This window comes from Streptomyces sp. YKOK-I1, from assembly GCF_054660435.1.
Genome location: NZ_BAAGDR010000001.1, coordinates 3,852,663 through 3,869,450, shown reverse-complemented (window position 1 = coordinate 3,869,450; position 16,788 = coordinate 3,852,663). Strand labels below are relative to the sequence as shown.

General features: G+C 74.7%; 11 protein-coding genes. 6 read left to right on the top strand and 5 right to left on the bottom strand.

Annotated elements, in window-relative coordinates:
- Nucleotides 1-14: 14 nt before the first annotated feature.
- Together ACYQ8Q_RS16760 and ACYQ8Q_RS16755 are read right to left on the bottom strand one after the other, a co-directional pair.
- Nucleotides 15-929 carry a zf-HC2 domain-containing protein gene (locus ACYQ8Q_RS16760; RefSeq protein ID WP_460065734.1) on the bottom strand — a complete coding sequence of 305 codons (915 nt, stop codon included), beginning with the start codon at nt 927-929 and terminating at the stop codon, nt 15-17.
- A 26-nt stretch (nt 930-955) separates the two neighbouring features.
- Nucleotides 956-1,543, bottom strand: coding sequence for an RNA polymerase sigma factor (locus ACYQ8Q_RS16755; protein WP_460065732.1), 588 nt, complete (start codon nt 1,541-1,543; stop codon nt 956-958).
- A 153-nt stretch (nt 1,544-1,696) separates the two neighbouring features.
- Between ACYQ8Q_RS16755 and ACYQ8Q_RS16750 the strand changes: the two genes are divergently transcribed.
- Genes ACYQ8Q_RS16750 through ACYQ8Q_RS16740 form a run of 3 tightly spaced genes read left to right on the top strand, consistent with a single transcriptional unit; the run spans nt 1,697 to nt 4,315 of the window.
- On the top strand, nt 1,697-1,927 hold the full coding sequence (locus ACYQ8Q_RS16750) for a hypothetical protein (protein ID WP_460065731.1): 231 nt from the start codon (nt 1,697-1,699) through the stop codon (nt 1,925-1,927).
- Nucleotides 1,928-3,988 carry a 4-alpha-glucanotransferase gene (malQ, locus tag ACYQ8Q_RS16745; RefSeq protein ID WP_460065729.1) on the top strand — a complete coding sequence of 687 codons (2,061 nt, stop codon included), beginning with the start codon at nt 1,928-1,930 and terminating at the stop codon, nt 3,986-3,988.
- A gap of 60 nt (nt 3,989-4,048) precedes the next feature.
- The gene (locus tag ACYQ8Q_RS16740) at nt 4,049-4,315 is read left to right on the top strand and encodes a hypothetical protein (RefSeq protein ID WP_460065727.1); all 267 of its coding nucleotides are present in this window, start codon (nt 4,049-4,051) and stop codon (nt 4,313-4,315) included.
- Nucleotides 4,316-4,413: 98 nt separating this feature from the next.
- Here the strand turns inward: ACYQ8Q_RS16740 and ACYQ8Q_RS16735 are convergent, their stop codons facing one another.
- Nucleotides 4,414-5,019 carry a TetR/AcrR family transcriptional regulator gene (locus ACYQ8Q_RS16735; protein WP_460065726.1) on the bottom strand — a complete coding sequence of 202 codons (606 nt, stop codon included), beginning with the start codon at nt 5,017-5,019 and terminating at the stop codon, nt 4,414-4,416.
- A gap of 143 nt (nt 5,020-5,162) precedes the next feature.
- Between ACYQ8Q_RS16735 and ACYQ8Q_RS16730 the strand changes: the two genes are divergently transcribed.
- Nucleotides 5,163-6,620 carry an FAD-dependent monooxygenase gene (locus tag ACYQ8Q_RS16730; protein ID WP_460065724.1) on the top strand — a complete coding sequence of 486 codons (1,458 nt, stop codon included), beginning with the start codon at nt 5,163-5,165 and terminating at the stop codon, nt 6,618-6,620.
- Between the two features lie 314 nt (nt 6,621-6,934).
- Nucleotides 6,935-10,033, top strand: coding sequence for an AfsR/SARP family transcriptional regulator (locus ACYQ8Q_RS16725; RefSeq protein WP_460065722.1), 3,099 nt, complete (start codon nt 6,935-6,937; stop codon nt 10,031-10,033).
- 337 nt (nt 10,034-10,370) lie between these two features.
- Here ACYQ8Q_RS16725 and pepN read toward each other — a convergent pair whose 3' ends face one another.
- Nucleotides 10,371-12,938 (bottom strand): aminopeptidase N, encoded by a 2,568-nt coding sequence (pepN, locus tag ACYQ8Q_RS16720; protein WP_460065721.1) that lies wholly within the window; start codon nt 12,936-12,938, stop codon nt 10,371-10,373.
- 185 nt (nt 12,939-13,123) lie between these two features.
- Between pepN and ACYQ8Q_RS16715 the strand changes: the two genes are divergently transcribed.
- Entirely contained in the window at nt 13,124-14,326 is a 1,203-nt protein-coding gene (locus ACYQ8Q_RS16715; RefSeq protein ID WP_460065719.1) for an MFS transporter, read from the top strand.
- A gap of 499 nt (nt 14,327-14,825) precedes the next feature.
- Here ACYQ8Q_RS16715 and ACYQ8Q_RS16710 read toward each other — a convergent pair whose 3' ends face one another.
- On the bottom strand, nt 14,826-16,757 hold the full coding sequence (locus tag ACYQ8Q_RS16710; RefSeq protein ID WP_460065717.1) for a DEAD/DEAH box helicase: 1,932 nt from the start codon (nt 16,755-16,757) through the stop codon (nt 14,826-14,828).
- Between the last annotated feature and the right edge of the window lie 31 nt (nt 16,758-16,788).

The following is a 16,788-nucleotide window of genomic DNA, read 5'->3' as shown; positions in this document are numbered from 1 at the left end:
TCATGGGCGGGCGCTCACCGTCGGTCCAGCCCGTCGTAGGCGCCGCGGCGGGCGGCCAGCACGGCGGCGCACAGCACGCCCGCGGCCGCCCACGCCCCCTGCGCGGGGGCACCGTCCAGACAGCGCGAGAGCTGCTCGGCGAGCCGGGTGACCGGGGTGCCGCCGGGCGAGGCCAGGACGGGGGCGAGGACGGCGGCCAGCCACCCGCCGCCGGTCACGGCCGTCGCCGTACGGCAGCCGACGTATCCGGACAGCGCGAGCGAGGCCAGGGTCAGCGCGAGGCCCGGCAGCAGCCAGGCCGCCGCGCCCGGGGCGCCGGAGGCGGGCAGCAGCAGGCCCGTCACGGTGAGCAGCGGCACGCTGACCCCGAGGACGGCGGCCGTCCGGGTCAGCGCCAGCCGCAGTCCGCCGGAGGGGGTGGCCGCCGCGATCTCGTGCAGCGGATCGGCGTACCGGCCGTAGGACACGGCGACCCCGGCCACGGGCACCACCGGCGCGAGGGCGAGCAGCAGCGGCCGTACGCCGTCGACGTCCGCGCCGTAGGCCAGACCGAGCGCCCCCAGCGCGACCAGCAGCACCGCGGGCAGCCAGCCCCCGCGCACGGCGGGCCCGGCGGTCCACACGGCCCGCGCGAGGAACGAGGACCACAGACGGGCCCGGGGGGCGGGCGGCGTGGGCGCGGGCACTTCCTCCGGTACGGCCTTCTGCGCCAGCGTCTCGTCCCGTACGGCCTCCCGTACGGCCTCCCGTACCGCCGCGAGGGCCAGTGCGGGCGCCGGCAGCCGCCGTACCGCCGCGGAGACGCGCGCCGCGCACGCCGCGCACCGCTCCACATGGCTCTCCAGGGACCAGGCGTCGGCCTCCGGGAGGGTGCCGTCGGCGTAGCGGGCGGCGAGGTCGCCGGACACGTGCCACCGATCGTTCTTCATCCGACCGGTACTCAGGTCATCGGTGTTCACACCAGGCCTCCCGATGCCGGTGCGGGGCTCAACTGAGCCAGGGCGGTGCGCAGTTCGGCGCGGGCGCGCTGCGCGCGGGTCTTGACCGTGCCCTCGGGGATGCCGAGCAGCCGGGCCGCCTCCCGGGTGGTGAGCCCGTCGACGACGGTCGCGCGCAGCACCTCCCGCAGCTCGGGCGAGATCCGGTCCAGGGCGGTGCCGACATCGCCGAACTCCAGCCCGGCCAGCACCCGTTCCTCGGCCGAGGGCGTCTCGGCGGAGGGGGTGGAGGTGTCCAGGGGAGCCGTCTCGATCCGCCCGGCCCGCTCCTGCGCCCGCCGGGTGTCGACGAGCCGCCGGGCGGCGATGGTCCACAGCCAGCCGCCCGCCTCCCCGCCCCGGTGCCCGGCCGCCGAGCGCCACACCGTCACGAAGGTGTCCTGAAGCACCTCCCGCGCCACCTCGGCATCCGCGCACCGGCGCACGAGCCGGGCGTACACCCACCCGGCATGCCGGTCGTACAGCGCGGTCAACGCCCCCGCATCCCCGTCCGCCACGGCCCGCAGCAGCGCCGCGTCCGTATCGCTCTCCCCGTGGCCCCTCATGGGGCGGAACAGTCTCACACCCCCTCTATCGACGACGGTCCCGCGACCGGTTCACGGGGGGGGCACGGGCGGAGGAGGGAGCGACCGTGTCCCGGTGCGGGGATCACGAGTTGGACGGGACGTCTGTCCTCGCGTCCGCTGGGTAGGCCTGCGATGACCGACGCCCTACCCCACGAGGAGCCCACCGTGATCGCGCCCGCCCCCTCCAAACGCCCGGCGGAAGCCTCCGCCGGCCTGCTCGACGCACCCCGCCCGTCCGCCTTCGGCGCCGAAGGCGCCTGCGCGGAGCCCCCGCTGACCAGCGAGCCCCCGCTGCCCGACGCCGAGCCCCTCACCAGCGAGCCGCCGCTCGCCACCGTGGACACCGACACCACGAGGCCCTAGATGACCGCACCCCTCGGCGACGAACTCGCCCGGCTCGCCGCGCTGCACGGTGTCGCCACCTCCTACCGGCCCGCCCCCGACCGCACGGTCACCGCCTCGCCCGCCGCCGTCACCCGCGCGCTCGCCGCGCTCGGCGTCGACGCGGACACCCCGCAGGCCGTACGGGACGCCCTCGGCGTACGGGAGCGCGAGCTGGCCGCACGCCTGCTGCCGCCGACGGTCGTGAGCTGGAGCGGCGGACCGTGCGACGCGCTCGCCGCCCTCCCCGGGGGTACCCGGCTGCGCGTCGAGACCGAGGGGGGCGAGGTCCACGACACCGCCGAGGGGCTGCCGCCCGGGGTGCACCGGCTGACGGCCACCGCGCCCGACGGCCGCACCGCCCACGTCCATTTGGTCGTGGCCCCGCCCCGGCTGCCCACGCCGCCGGAACGCTCGTACGGACTCCTCGTCCAGCTGTACTCCCTCCTCTCCCGCCGCTCCTGGGGCATGGGGGACCTCGGTGACCTCGGGGAGCTGGCCGACTGGGCGGGACGGGTCCTCGGCGCCGGGTTCGTGCAGGTCAACCCGTTGCACGCGGCCGTACCGGGGGCGCCGACCGATCCGTCGCCGTACCGGCCGTCCTCGCGCCGCTTCCCCGACCCCGTGCATCTGCGCGTCGAGGAGGTCCCCGAGTACGCGTACACCGAGGACCGCACGGCGGCGGAGCGCGGGGCGCGGCTGCGGGAGGCGGTGCTGGAGAAGGGGGAGCTGATCGACCGGGACGCCGTGTGGGAGGCCAAGCGGCAGGCGCTGGAGCTGGTCGCCGCGGTGCCGCTCGGGCCCGGCCGGCGGGCCGCCTACTGCGACTTCCTCGCCGACCAGGGGCAGGCGCTGGAGGACCACGCCACCTGGTGCGCGCTCGCCGAGGTGCACGGGTCGCGGTGGAGCCACTGGCCGCAGGAGCTCAGGGACCCCCGCTCGGCGGGGACGGCCCGCGCCCGGCGCGAACTGATGGACCGGGTCGACTTCCACTCCCGGCTCGCCTGGCTCACCGACACCCAGCTCACCGCCGCCCAGCGCACCGCGCGCGAGGCCGGGATGGGGATCGGGATCGTGCACGACCTCGCGGTCGGGGTGCATCCGTCCGGCGCGGACGCCTGGGCGCAGCAGGAGTACTTCGCCGCCGGGATGTCCGTCGGCGCCCCGCCGGACGCCTTCAACGCGCGCGGCCAGGACTGGGGCCTGCCGCCCTGGCGCCCCGACCGGCTCGCCGAGTCCGGCTACGCGCCGTACCGCCGCCTCCTGCGCGGCCTCTTCCGGTACGCCGGCGCCCTGCGCATCGACCACGTCATGGGCCTGTTCCGGCTCTGGTGGGTCCCGCAGGGGGAGGCGCCGACCGAGGGCACGTACGTCCGTTACGACGCCGAGGCCATGCTCGCCGTCCTGGTGCTGGAGGCCTCGCGGGCGGGTGCGGTGGTGATCGGCGAGGACCTGGGCACCGTCGAGCCGGGCGTCCGGGAGGCGCTGCGCGCCCGCGGGGTGCTCGGGACGTCCGTCCTGTGGTTCGAGCGGGACTGGGACGGCGACGGGCGCCCGCTGCCCCCGGAGCGCTGGCGCGCCGACTGCCTCGCCACCGCCACCACCCACGACCTGCCGTCCACCGCCGCCCGCCTCACCGGCGAGCACGTCGAACTGCGCGACCGCCTGGGCCTGCTCACCCGACCCCTGGAGGAGGAACGCGCGGAGGCCGCCGCCGACACGGGGGAGTGGCTGGCCCTGCTCACCCGCCTCGGGCTGCTGTCCGGAAGCGCGGGCGGCGGGGACCGTTCCTCCGAGGAGGCCGAGGTCCAGGCCCTGCACCGCTTCCTGCTGCGCACCCCCGCCCGCATGATCGGCGTCTGGCTCCCGGACGGCGTGGGCGACCGCCGCCCGCAGAACCTGCCGGGCACCTGGGACCAGTACCCGAACTGGCGCCTGCCGATCGCCGACGGCGCGGGCCGCCCGGTGGCCCTGGAGGACCTGGCCGCCGCACCCCGGCTGCACACCCTCTTCGACGTCCTCCGGGAGGCCGCGGGGGACTGACCGACTCCCGTACGGCACCCCGGGCGCGCGGCCCCGCGAGGCGTTCGCTACTTTTGCTCTGTGGACAAGAAGAACGCCCTGCGCGCCGGCGCCCTGGCTGCCGGTACGACGCTGATGATGCTGCTCATGTCGTCCCCCGCGCTCGCGCTGACCCGCGACGACGGCGACGACCCCGGCACCGGCCTGAGCGTCGGTGAGACGCTGGGCCTCTACGTCGTGCTCCCGATCGTGATCTTCGCCGTCATCACCGGCCTGGTCATGGTCCTGGACAAGTCCAACCCCGACCACCGCGTCTTCAAGCCGGGCAAGGCCAAGGCCAAGGCCTGACCTTCCGCCCCTCGGCACCCCACCCCACCTGAGGCCGCCGCCCCCACCGCCCGCGCATCCCCTGCGACCGGGCGACGGGGGCGGCGCCTTTTTGCGTGCTACGGGTGGGGAGCCGTCAGGTAGCGCTGGATCGTGGGGGACAGCCAGGCCACGATCTCCTCGCGGGGGAGGGCCACGGTGGGCGGGAGGCGCAGGACGTAGCGGGTCAGGGCCAGGCCGAGGAGCTGGGTCGCCACCAGGGCGGCCCGGGTGGGGGCCTGTACCGGGTCGGGGCAGGCCGTGCGGGCGAGCGGCAGGAGCTGGTCGCGGAAGATGCCCTGCATCCGTTCGGCGCCCGCCTCGTTGGTCACACCGACCCGGAGCAGGGCCGTGAGCACCTCGTTCCGCTCCCACATGCTGAGGAAGTGCGTGACGAGGGCGTGGCCGGTGTCCTCGCGGGGGAGCGCGGAGAGGTCGGGCAGCTTCAGGTCGACCGAGACCGTCGCCGCGAACAGGCCCTCCTTGTTGCCGTAGTAGCGCATGACCATGGAGGGGTCGATGGCGGCGTCCTTGGCGATGGCGCGGATGGTCGCCTTCTCGTAGCCGTCGGCGGCGAAGCGTTCGCGGGCCGCGTCGAGGATCGCGGTGCGGGTGGTGTCGGAGCGGCGGCGAGGGGTGCCGGAACCGGAAGCGGAATCTGTGCTGCTGCTGTTGCTGCCCTTCATGTCAACGAGCGTAGGCCAACGTGCGTGGGTCAACAAGTGTTGGCCAACGAGTGTTGGCCAACGAGTGTTGACATTCCTTCTCGCGGTTCCTATGGTTGCCAACAAGCGTTGACCAACAAGCGTTGGCATCTTAGGAGGTCAAGATGACTGGCACCACCGGCAACGTGATCGTCGTCGGCTCCGGACCCACCGGTCTGCTCCTCGCCGGTGATCTCGCCGCCGCCGGCGTTCCCGTCACCCTCCTCGAAAAGCGCTCCCGGAAGATCAGCAACCTCTCCCGTGCCTTCGTCCTGCACGCCCGCACCCTCGAACAGCTCGACGCCCGCGGTCTCGCCGACGAGGTCGAGCAGGCCGGCCGCCCCCTCGACCGGCTCCGGCTCTTCGGCCGGCTCACCATCGCCCTCGACACCCTCCCCTCCCGCTTCAACCACCTCCTCGTCATCCCGCAGTACGAGGTGGAGAAGGCCCTGCTGCGGCGGGCGACGGAGGCCGGGGTCGCGTTCCGGTACGAGACCGAGGTGACCGGCCTCGCGCAGGACGCGGACGGGGTCACCGTCACCGTCCGCACGCCCGCCGGGGACACCGAGGAGCTGCGCGCCGCGTACGCCGTCGGCACCGACGGCATGCGCAGCGCCGTACGGAACGCCCTCGGGCTCGACTTCCCCGGCCGCTCCGTCATCCGCTCGGTCGTCCTCGCGGACGTCCGGCTCGCTCAGGAGCCCGAGTCGCTGCTCACCGTCGACACCGTCGGCGACGCCTTCGCCTTCCTCGCCCCCTTCGGCGACGGCTACTACCGGGTGATCGGCTGGAACCGCGCCCACGACGTCCCCGACAGCGAGCCCCTCGATCTGGAGGAGGTCAAGGAGATCACCCGCCGCGCCCTCGGCCGGGACTTCGGGATGTACGACGCCCGCTGGATGTCCCGCTTCCACAGCGACGAACGCCAGGCGCGCGCCTACCGCGTCGGCCGGGTCTTCCTGGCCGGCGACGCCGCACACGTGCACACCCCGGCCGGCGGCCAGGGCATGAACACCGGACTCCAGGACGCGGCCAACCTGGGCTGGAAGCTCGCCCAGGTGCTCCACGGCCGTACCGGCCCGGACCTGCTCGACACCTACCAGGCCGAACGCCACCCCGTCGGCCGGTCCGTGCTCCGCAGCAGCGGGGGGATCGTCCGGCTGGCGATGGCCAAGCGCCCCTGGACCCTGGCCCTGCGCGGCTGCCTCACGGCCGTCCTGAACACCGTGGCCCCCGCCCGCCGCCGCGCGGTCGGCCGGATCACCGGCATCGGCTACCGCTACCCCGCCCCGCGCGGCTCCCACCGCCTCACCGGCACCCGTGTCCCCGACGTGGTCCTGGCCGGCGGCGGACGTCTCCACGAGGCCCTGCGCGGCGGCCGGTTCGTCCTGATCACCCCGGACGGCACCGCGGACGGCACCTCCGACCGCACCGCCGACCGGGCGGGCCGGCTCTCGGTCGGACACTGGGCGAGTGACCGCCGTACGACGCTCCTCGTGCGCCCCGACGGATACGTGGCCTGGGCGTCCGACGCCGCCGACGCGCCCGCCATCGAGGCCGCGCTGGCCACCCACGTCGGCTGAGAGCAGCAGCGTGCCGTCCCCCGTACGGCACGCTGCTGCTCGTGGGGCCGGGGAGGGCCGGCCGTTTCTCCGGTGCGGTGGTGCGGTGGTGCTGTGGTGCTGTGGTGCTGTGGTGCTGTGGTGCGGTCGTGCCAGAGACACCATGGAGGGGGGTGGTGACCGAGAAGCTTGCGGGAATCTTGCTTCGCAGGTGGTGGGGTGGTTGGGTGACGCCCGGTGGGGAACGCGCGGCGGGGGGCGTGCGGCGGGCACGGGACGGGGGCAGGGGAGACGGCGTGACGGGATTTCGGCTGCTGGGGCCCGTGGAGTTATGGGTGTCGGGCCGGCCGGTGGACCTGGGACCCGCCAAACGGCGCACGCTCCTCGCGGCGCTGCTCGTGGACGCGGGCCGCTGGGTCTCCGCCGAGACACTGATCGACCGGGTCTGGGGCGAGGAACCGCCCGCCCAGGTACGGGCCACGCTCTACGCCCATGTCGCCCGGATCCGCCGGGTGCTCGCGGAGGCGATGCCTCACCTCGGCGACGGCGACGGCGACGGCGACGGCGACAGCGACGGCAACAGTGACAGTGACGGCGACGGGACGCCCGCGCGGCAGCCCCTGTTGCGCGGTTCGGGGGGCTACCGGCTCGACATCCCGCGGGACCTGGTCGACGCGCACCGCTTCCGCGGCCTGGTCACGACGGCCCGGCAGACCGGCGGATCCGCCGCGGAGCGGGTGGCGGTGCTGCGGGAGGCGATGGGGCTGTGGCGGGGCGAGCCGCTCGCCGGACTCCCCGGCGACTGGGCGGCCCGGACCCGGGAGAGCTGGACGCAGCAGCGGATCTACGCCGTCCTGGACTGGGCGGACGCCGAACTCCGCGTCGGCGGACACCTCGTGGTGGTCGACGCGCTGTCCGCCCTGGTCGCCGAACACCCGCTGGTCGAGCCGCTCGCCGTGGCGCTGATGCGCGCGCTGCACACCGCCGGGCGCGCCCCGGAGGCGCTCGCCTGCTACACCGCCCTGAGCAAGCGGCTGGCCGAGGAACTCGGCACCGCCCCCGGGACCGAGGCACAGCAGGCGCACCGCACGATCCTCGGCGGGAAGGCCGCCGGACCGCGGGCCGAGCGCACACCGCCCGCCACCGCCACCGGTACCGTCCCCGGGCGGCCCAGGAGCATCCCCGCGCAACTCCCCATGGAAGCCGCGGGGTTCACCGGTCGTGACGAGGAACTGGCCCGGCTCGACAAGATCCTGGTCGCGGCCACGGACCGGCCGGCCGCCGTGGTGGTCTCGGCGGTGTCCGGGACGGCGGGCGTGGGCAAGACGGCCCTGGCGGTGCACTGGGCGCACCGGATCCGGGACCGCTTCCCGGACGGCCAGCTCTATGTGAACCTGCGCGGCTACGACCCCGAGCGGCCCATGACCGCCGCCGACGCGCTGGTCCGGTTCCTCGCCGCGCTCGGGGTCCCCGGCCAGGAGGTCCCGCCGGAGCCGGACGACCGGGCGGCGCGCTACCGCAGTGAGATCGCCGACCGGCGGATGCTGATCGTCCTGGACAACGCCGCCACCGTCGAACAGGTCCGCCCGCTGCTGCCCGGCACCGGCACCTGTGCCGTCGTGGTGACCAGCCGGGACAGCCTGGCCGGACTGGTCGCCCGGGAGGGCGCCCACCGCCTCGACCTCGATCTGCTGCCCGCCGACGCCGCCCGCGCCCTGCTGCGCCGGCTCGTCGGCCCCCGCGCCGAGGCCGAACCCGACGCCGTGGACGCCCTCGCCGCACAGTGCGCCCGGCTGCCGCTGGCGCTGCGGGTCGCCGCGGAACTCGCCGCCGCCCGCCCCGCCACACCGCTCGCCGACCTCGTCTGCGAACTCACCGACCAGCAGCGGCGACTGGACCTGCTCGACGCGGACGGCGACCCCCGGGCCGCCGTCACCGCGGTGTTCTCGTGGTCGCTGCGGCAGCTGGCGCCGGACGCGGCACGCGCCTTCCGGCTGCTCGGCCTGCACCCCGGCCCCGATCTCGACGCCCACGCCGCCGCCGCGCTGACCGGCAGTGACCCGGCGGACGCCCGCCGGACCCTCGACGCCCTCGCCCGCGCCCATCTGGTCCAGCGCGGGGACGGCAGCCGGTACGGCATGCACGACCTGCTGCGCGCCTACGCCACCCGGCTCGCCACGGCCGAGGACACCCCTCAGGCCCGCGAGGCGGCCCTCGACCGGCTCTTCGACCACTACCTCGCCGCCGCGGCCGCCGCCATGACCTGCCTGCACCCGGCCGAGGGCCATCTGCGGCCCCCCGCCCCCGAGGCCGCCGTCCCCGACCTGTCCGACCCCGACGCCGCGCGCGCCTGGCTGCACGCCGAGCGGGCGTGTCTGACGGCGATGTCCGCCCACACCGCCACCCACGGCCGGCCCGGCCACGCCATCCGGCTCTCCCTCACCCTGTACCGGCACCTCATCACCGGCCGGCACACCGACGGCCTCACCATCCACGGGCACGCCCGGGACGCCGCCCGGCTGATCGGCGATCCGGTGAACGAGGCCCGCGCACTGCTCGGCATCGGCACCGCGCACTGGCAACTGGCCCGGCACGAACCGGCGCGGCGGCACCTCCAGGAGGCGCTGACGCTGTTCCGGCAGGCCGACGACGACACCGGCCAGGCCCGTGCGCTCGTCAACCTCGGCCTCGTCGACGAGCGGCTGGGCCGCTTCCGGTCGGCCGTCGGCCACCTCGAACAGGGGCTGGCGCTGTACCGGAAGGCCGGGGACCGTCTGGGCGAGGCGATCGTGCTGAAGGACCTCGCCACCGTCGAGGGCCAGCTGGGCCGCTACGGGGAGGCCGCCGACCGGCTCCAGCAGGCCCTGGAGCTGCTCCGCCGGACCGGCAACCGGTATCTGGAGGCCCATGCGCTCAACGACCTCGGCACGGTCGAGACGCGGCTCGACCGGCTCGACTCGGCGGCCCGCCACCAGGAGCAGGCCCTGATCCTGCTCCGGGAGGTCGGCGACCGGTACGGCGAAGCCGGGGCGCTGCACAGCCTGGGTATCGTCCACACCCGGCTCGACCGGCCCGCGCAGGGCGCCGAGTGCCACCGGCAGGCGCTCGCCCTCTACCGTCAGAACGGCGACCGGGACGGTGAGGCCAGGGCGCTGAACGGCCTCGGCGAGGCCGCCCGGGCCGCCGGCCGTCCCCTGGACGCCCTCAGCCACCACACCGATGCCCTCGCCATCGCGGAGGACATCGGCAACCCCGGCCAGCAGGCCCGCGCCCACAGCGGCCTGGGGGACGCCCACCACGCCCTCGGCGACACCCGCCGGGCCGTCCCGTGCTACGAGCGCGCGCTGGCCCTGTACACCGGACTCGGCATGCCCGAAGCCGACGACATCCGCGCGCGGATGTCCGCCCTCGCCGACTGCCACCCGCCGAAGTAGTGCCCCTCGTCGAGGTCCGCGAGGAGCCCCGGACCCGTCGGCTCCCAGCGGGGCGACCGGCAGGCCGAGATGACGCCCGATGGAGGCGGCGATGTCCCGCAGGGGTATGCCCTCCTCGCCCGGGCGAGGGAGCTGAACCGCGGGACGAAACCCAGGCGGTCGCCCCGGCCGTGCACCGACGGCGCGAAACGGACGGAGGGGGCCCGCACCCCTCGTCCGGCCAGTTCCACGACCGCCCCCGCGCGCAGACTGACATGAGCGAGGGCGCCCGGTGTGCCACCGGACGCCCTCACCACCTTGGGAACGACTGCCGTACGAACGGCTGCCGCGCGAACGACTACCGCGCGTCCGCCGCCTGGGCCTTCAGCGCGCGCTCCACGCCCGCGCGGGCCTCCGAGACCAGGCGGCGCAGGGCCGCGTTCGGCTCGGCGGCGGACAGCCAGGCGTCCGTCCGGGCCAGGGTCTCCCGGGAGACCTGGATCGCCGGGTACAGGCCGATCGCGATCTGCTGGGCGATCTCGTGCGAACGGGACTCCCAGATGCCCTTGACCACCTCGAAGTACTTCTCGGTGTACGCCGCGAGCAGCTCGCGCTGGTCGGTCTGGACGAACCCGCCGATGACGGCCTCCTGGACCGCGTTGGGCAGCTTGTCGGACTCCACGACCTGCGCCCAGGCCTCCGCCTTGGCCTCCGGCGTCGGACGGGCGGCCCGGGCGGTCGCCGCGTGCCGCTCACCGGCGGCGGTCTTGTCGCGCTCGTACTCTCCGGCGATCTCCGCCTCGTCGAACCGGCCCACGGCCGCGAGACGCTCCACGAACGCCCAGCGCAGCTCGGTGTCGACGGCCAGGCCCTCGATCGTCTGCGAACCGTCCAGCAGGGCCTCCAGCAGGTCCAGCTGCTCCGGCGTACGGGCGGTGGCGGCGAAGGCGCGGGCCCAGGCCAGCTGGTGGTCGCTGCCCGCGGCGGACGTCCGCAGATGGGCCAGGGTGGCGTCGGTCCAGCGGGTGAGGAGGGCCTCGCGGGTGGCCGGGGCGCCGTACAGGTCGATGGCGAGCTTGACCTGACGGTGCAGCGACTGCACCACGCCGATGTCGGACTCCTTGCCGATGCCCGACAGCACCAGGGACAGGTAGTCGCGGGTGGGCAGTTCGGCGTCCCGGGTCATGTCCCAGGCGGAGGCCCAGCACAGGGCGCGGGGCAGGGAGGACTCGAAGTCGCCGAGGTGCTCGGTGACGAAGGCGAGGGACTGCTCGTCGAGACGGACCTTGGCGTACGACAGGTCGTCGTCGTTGAGCAGGACGACCGCGGGACGCCGTGTGCCGACCAGCCGCGGTACGGCGGTCAGCTCACCGTCGACGTCCAGCTCGACGCGCTCGCCGCGCACCAGCTTGCCGCTCGCCTCGTCGAGGTCGTACAGACCGACGGCGATGCGGTGCGGCCGCAGGGTGGGCTCGCCCTTGGCGCCCGCGGGGAGCGCCGGGGCCTCCTGGCGGATCGCGAACGAGGTGATGACACCGTCCGCGTCCGTCTCGATCTCGGGGCGCAGGACGTTGATGCCGGCCGTCTCCAGCCACGCCTTCGACCAGGCCTTCAGATCGCGGCCGGAGGTCTCCTCCAGGGCGCCGAGCAGGTCGGACAGGCGGGTGTTGCCGAAGGCGTGCGCCTTGAAGTACGCCTGGACGCCCTGGAAGAACTCGTCCATGCCGACGTAGGCGACGAGCTGCTTCAGCACGGACGCGCCCTTGGCGTACGTGATGCCGTCGAAGTTGACCAGGACGTCGTCCAGGTCGCGGATCTCGGCCATGATCGGGTGGGTGGACGGCAGCTGGTCCTGCCGGTAGGCCCAGGTCTTCATGGAGTTGGCGAAGGTGGTCCACGAGTGCGGCCAGCGCGACTCGGGGTGGTAGGCCTGGCAGGCGATGGAGGTGTAGGTGGCGAACGACTCGTTCAGCCACAGGTCGTTCCACCACTCCATGGTGACCAGGTCGCCGAACCACATGTGGGCCAGCTCGTGCAGGATGGTCTCGGCGCGCAGCTCGTACGCCGCGTCGGTCACCTTGGACCGGAAGACGTACTGGTCGCGGATGGTGACCGCGCCCGCGTTCTCCATGGCGCCCGCGTTGAACTCCGGCACGAACAACTGGTCGTACTTCTTGAACGGGTACGCGTAGTCGAACTTCTCCTGGAACCAGTCGAAGCCCTGCCGCGTCACCTCGAAGATCGCGTCCGAGTCGAGGAACTCGGCGAGGGAGGGCCGGCAGTAGATGCCGAGCGGGACGGACCGGCCGTCCTTCTCGTACACGCTGTGCACGGAGTGGTACGGCCCCACGATCAGCGCGGTGATGTAGCTGGAGATCCGGGGCGTCGGCTCGAAGTCCCAGACGTCGTCCTTGGGCTCGGGCGTCGGGGAGTTGGAGATGACGGTCCAGCCGGACGGCGCCTTCACGGTGAACCGGAAGGTGGCCTTGAGGTCCGGCTGCTCGAAGGAGGCGAACACCCGGCGGGCGTCCGGCACCTCGAACTGTGTGTACAGGTACGCCTGCTCGTCGACCGGGTCGACGAACCGGTGCAGACCCTCGCCGGTGTTGGTGTACGCGCAGTCGGCGACGACCCGCAGGACGTTACGGCCCGCCAGCAGGCCCGGCAGCGCGATCCGGGAGTCCTGGAAGACCTCCGCCGCGTCCAGCGGATCGCCGTTGAGCGTGACCTCGTGGACGGCCGGGGCGACCAGGTCGATGAAGGACTCCGCGCCGCCTTCGGCGACGTCGAAGCGCACCGTGGTCACGGACCGGTAGGTACCGCCCTCCTGCGCGCCGGAGAGATCCAGATCGATCTCGTACGAGTCAACGGTGAGCAGCTTCGCCCGCTGCTGCGCCTCTTCGCGAGTCAGGTTTGTGCCAGGCACGCGGTCATCTCCTCGTTATGGGTGGGTTGCGCCATCCTTCCACGGGTCGGGTGCCCGGGGCGACGACGTTACGGGTGGTCCGACGGGCGCGTTGGAGGGGCGACCGGCGCCTTCCCGGGGTGACGGTCCGTCCGCTCCCCGGGACGGGGATGGGAAGCGGGCGCGGGGCGATGAATGGTGGAAGCATGTCCTCCACTCCCCCCACCGCCGTCTCCTCGGACGGCACCTCCGACACGTCCCCCGCCCCCGTTCGGCCCTGGGCCGCCGTCCTCGCCCTGGCCGGGGCCACCTTCTGCGTCGTCACCACCGAGATGCTGCCCGTCGGTCTGCTCACCTCGCTCGGGGACGGGCTGCGCGTCTCCGCCGGGACCGCCGGGCTCGCGCTCACCCTGCCCGGGCTGGTCGCCGCCGTCACCGCGCCGCTGCTGCCGGTCGCCGTGCGGCGGGCCGACCGGCGGCGGGTCCTGTGTGCGCTGCTGCTCCTGCTCGCGGCGGCCGACCTGCTGTCCGCGCTCGCCCCCTCCGTCCTCGTCCTGCTGGCCGCCCGTGCGCTGGTCGGGATCTGCATCGGCGGGGTGTGGGCGGTCGCGGCCGGGCTCGCCGTACGGCTCGTTCCGGCGGCCTCGGTCGCGCGGGCCACCTCGGTCGTCTTCAGCGGGATCGCGGTCGCGTCCGTGCTGGGGGTGCCGGCCGGGACCTTCCTCGGCGAGTCCGCGGGCTGGCGCTGGGCGTTCGTCGCACCGGCGGGCCTGGCGGTCGTCGTGGCGGCCGCGCTGGCCGCCGCCCTCCCCCCACTCCCCGCCGAACAGCCCATACGTCTGCGCGAGTTGGGCCTGCTGGCGGCCTCCCCGCGGCTGCGCCGCGGCCTGCTCGCGACCGGCCTCCTGGTCACCGGTCACTTCGCCGCGTACACGTACGTCCGCCCCGTCCTCGAACGCGTCCCCGGACTGGGCCCGGGCCGCATCGGCCCGCTCCTCCTCGGATACGGCGTCGTCGGCGTCGTCGGGACCTTCGTCGTCGGCGCCCTCGCGGCCCGCGACCCGCGCCGTACGTTCTGTTTCCTGGCGGTGGCCCTGGCCTCGGTGATGGTCCTCCTCGTCCCGGCGCAGGCCTCACTCCCCGCCTCAGCGGTACTCCTCCTCCTCTGGGGCTTCCTCTACGGCGGAGTGTCGGTGTCGGCCCAGACCTGGCTGTCGGCCGTGGTGCCCCGCTCTGCCCGTGAGGCGGCGTCCGCACTGGTCGCAGGCCTGTTCAACACGGCGATCGCCCTGGGCGCCTTCACGGGAGGCCGCCTGTCCGACACCCTGGGCCCCACGGCCCCCCTCCTCCTGGCCGCAACCCTGTCCCTGACAGCCCTCCCTACCCACCCACCCGACTCGGTCGACTGAAGGAGCACCAACAGGGCCCCGCTACGGGGAGGCCCACCCCTGAGACACGACCGACGGACGGACACCGCCCTTGGCGCTCGCACGGGCTGGGGCACCACCACGGGGAGCGCAGCCCACTGACCGGCACCGCCGTCCCTGGCCGGGGACTGCACGGGCCGTCGACACCGCCCCCGAAGGTGCCACGACGCGCTCTGCCCTGGGCCTCGCGGGCCGGGCACCGACGGGACGCAGTCGGCTCGGGTGGGGCATGGCCCCGGAGCGCGTGCAGCAGACAGCCGTCGCTCCAAGGCGCAGCCCCCAGGGGCACTGGCCCCGGCCCGGTCGGCTGGACGCACAGGCGCCACCGCGCCCGGGCAGCCGTTGCCTGTCGGGGGTTGGTGCTCAGGTGGGGCGTCGGCCCCGGGCCCGGTCGGTTGGAGGTGTAGGCGTCTCGTCCTCACCGTGCCCCGGGCCGGGTAGCCGCTGCCCCCCAGGGGTTGCTGCTCAGGTGCTGCCGCCCCTATGCGCCACGACGGTCGTTCCGGCGGTCCGTGCCGCGTCCCCCGGCTCCGGCAGAGCCGCCCGCCGCTCCGGTGCCGCGGTTGCCCGTCCGGCGGCCGGAGCCGCGGGTGCCGCCGGTCGCCGTGCCGGTGGCGGTCCGGCGGTCGGAGCCGCGTCCCGCCGTTCCGGTCGTGGGGCCGCCGGAGCCGCGTGCAGCCGTTGCGGACGTCGCGCCGCCGGTGCCGCGGCCCGGCTTGGTGGAGGGGGTGGTGCCGGGCGGGCCGGAGGTGGTTCGGCGGGTGGTGCCGCGGCCGCCCGTGCCGGTGGTGGTGCCCGAGCCTCCGCCGGATCCGCGCGCGGCCTTGCCGTTCGCCGGGGCGGTGCCCTGTCCGCTCGCTTCGGCCGCGGCCCGGCGGGCGGTGGTGCGGCCGCTCTCCTCGGCCCTGGCCCGGCGGCCGGCGCCGCGTCCGCTCGTCTCGGCGGGGGCGGTCGGCTGACCGGTCCGCGTCGGTCGGCGGGCGGAACCGCGTGCCGCGTCCGGGGCGGCGGTGTCGGCCGTCGCCGTGCCGGATGCGCCGCGGCGGCGTCTCGTGCCGGTCGTCGACGTGGCGGTTCCGGTGCGGCGGCGGGACACGGGCGGCGCGACCGGCTGGGGGAGCTCGATCGTGACCGCGACGCCGGACGGTTCGCGGGCGCCCGTGAGGGTGGCCAGCTCCGTGTCGCCCGACGTGATGCGGGCCGTCCGGGGGCGGATGCCCGCGTCCGACAGCAGCCGCGTCACGTCCCGCTTCTGCTCCGGCAGGACCAGGGTGACCACGCTGCCGGAGCCGCCGGCCCGGGCCGTACGGCCGCCCCGGTGCAGGTAGTCCTTGTGGTCGGTCGGCGGATCGACGTTCACGACGAGGTCGAGGTCGTCGATGTGTATGCCCCGGGCCGCGACGTTCGTCGCCACCAGCGCGGTGACCTGACCGTTCTTGAACTGCTCCAGCGTGCGGTTGCGCTGCGGCTGGGAGCGGCCCCCGTGCAGGGCCGCCGCGCGGACGCCGACGGACAGCAGCCGCTTGGCGAGCCGGTCGGCGGACCGCTTGGTGTCGAGGAAGAGGATCACCCGGCCGTCACGGGCCGCGATCCGCGTGGTGACGGCCTTCTTGTCGGTCTCGTCCTGGAGGTGCAGGACGTGATGCTCCATCGTGGTCACCGCGCCCGCGGACGGGTCCACCGAGTGCACCACGGGATCGGTCAGGAACTGCTGCACCAGCCGGTCGATGTTGGCGTCCAGGGTCGCCGAGAACAGCATCCGCTGGCCGTCGGCCCGCACCTGCCGGATCAGCTTGGTGATCTGCGGCAGGAAGCCCATGTCGGTCATCTGGTCGGCCTCGTCCAGCACCGTGATCCGCACCTGGTCGAGGACGCAGTCCCCGCGTTCCACGAGATCGTTGAGCCGGCCGGGGCTCGCCACGACCACCTCGGTGCCGCGCCGCAGCGCATCGGCCTGCTTGGTGATCGACAGCCCGCCGACCACGGTGGCCAGCCGCAGGTTCACCGCCGTGGCGTACGGCGTCAGCGCGTCCGTCACCTGGAGGGCGAGTTCCCGCGTGGGCACCAGCACCAGGGCGAGCGGCGCCTTCGGCTCCGCCCGCAGCCCGGCGGTGCGGGCCAGCAGCGCCAGCCCGAACGCGAGGGTCTTGCCCGAGCCGGTGCGTCCCCGCCCCAGCAGGTCACGTCCGGCGAGCGAGTTGGGCAGGGTGGCGGCCTGGATCGGGAAAGGCGCGGTCACGCCCTGCGTGGTGAGCGTTTTCAGCAGCCCCGAGGGCATGTCCAGGGCCGCGAAGTCCTCGACGGCGGGAAGGGCCGGCGTCGTGTTCTCCGGCAGCCGGAATTCCCTCGGCGACGAGGTGGACGGTGGAGGTGACGAGGGACGCCGGTTCGTTTTCCGGGGTCTGCGGGACATGCGGGGGTCTGCCTTCCTGGAAACAGCACAA

Bases quoted from the DNA above. Each gene is read 5' to 3' on its own strand.
- ACYQ8Q_RS16760 (WP_460065734.1), bottom strand. From the start codon at position 929: ATGAAGAACGATCGGTGGCACGTGTCCGGCGACCTCGCCGCCCGCTAC.
- ACYQ8Q_RS16755 (WP_460065732.1), bottom strand. From the start codon at position 1,543: ATGAGGGGCCACGGGGAGAGCGATACGGACGCGGCGCTGCTGCGGGCC.
- ACYQ8Q_RS16750 (WP_460065731.1), top strand. From the start codon at position 1,697: ATGACCGACGCCCTACCCCACGAGGAGCCCACCGTGATCGCGCCCGCC.
- malQ (WP_460065729.1), top strand. From the start codon at position 1,928: ATGACCGCACCCCTCGGCGACGAACTCGCCCGGCTCGCCGCGCTGCAC.
- ACYQ8Q_RS16735 (WP_460065726.1), bottom strand. From the start codon at position 5,019: ATGAAGGGCAGCAACAGCAGCAGCACAGATTCCGCTTCCGGTTCCGGC.
- ACYQ8Q_RS16730 (WP_460065724.1), top strand. From the start codon at position 5,163: ATGACTGGCACCACCGGCAACGTGATCGTCGTCGGCTCCGGACCCACC.
- ACYQ8Q_RS16715 (WP_460065719.1), top strand. From the start codon at position 13,124: ATGTCCTCCACTCCCCCCACCGCCGTCTCCTCGGACGGCACCTCCGAC.
- ACYQ8Q_RS16710 (WP_460065717.1), bottom strand. From the start codon at position 16,757: ATGTCCCGCAGACCCCGGAAAACGAACCGGCGTCCCTCGTCACCTCCA.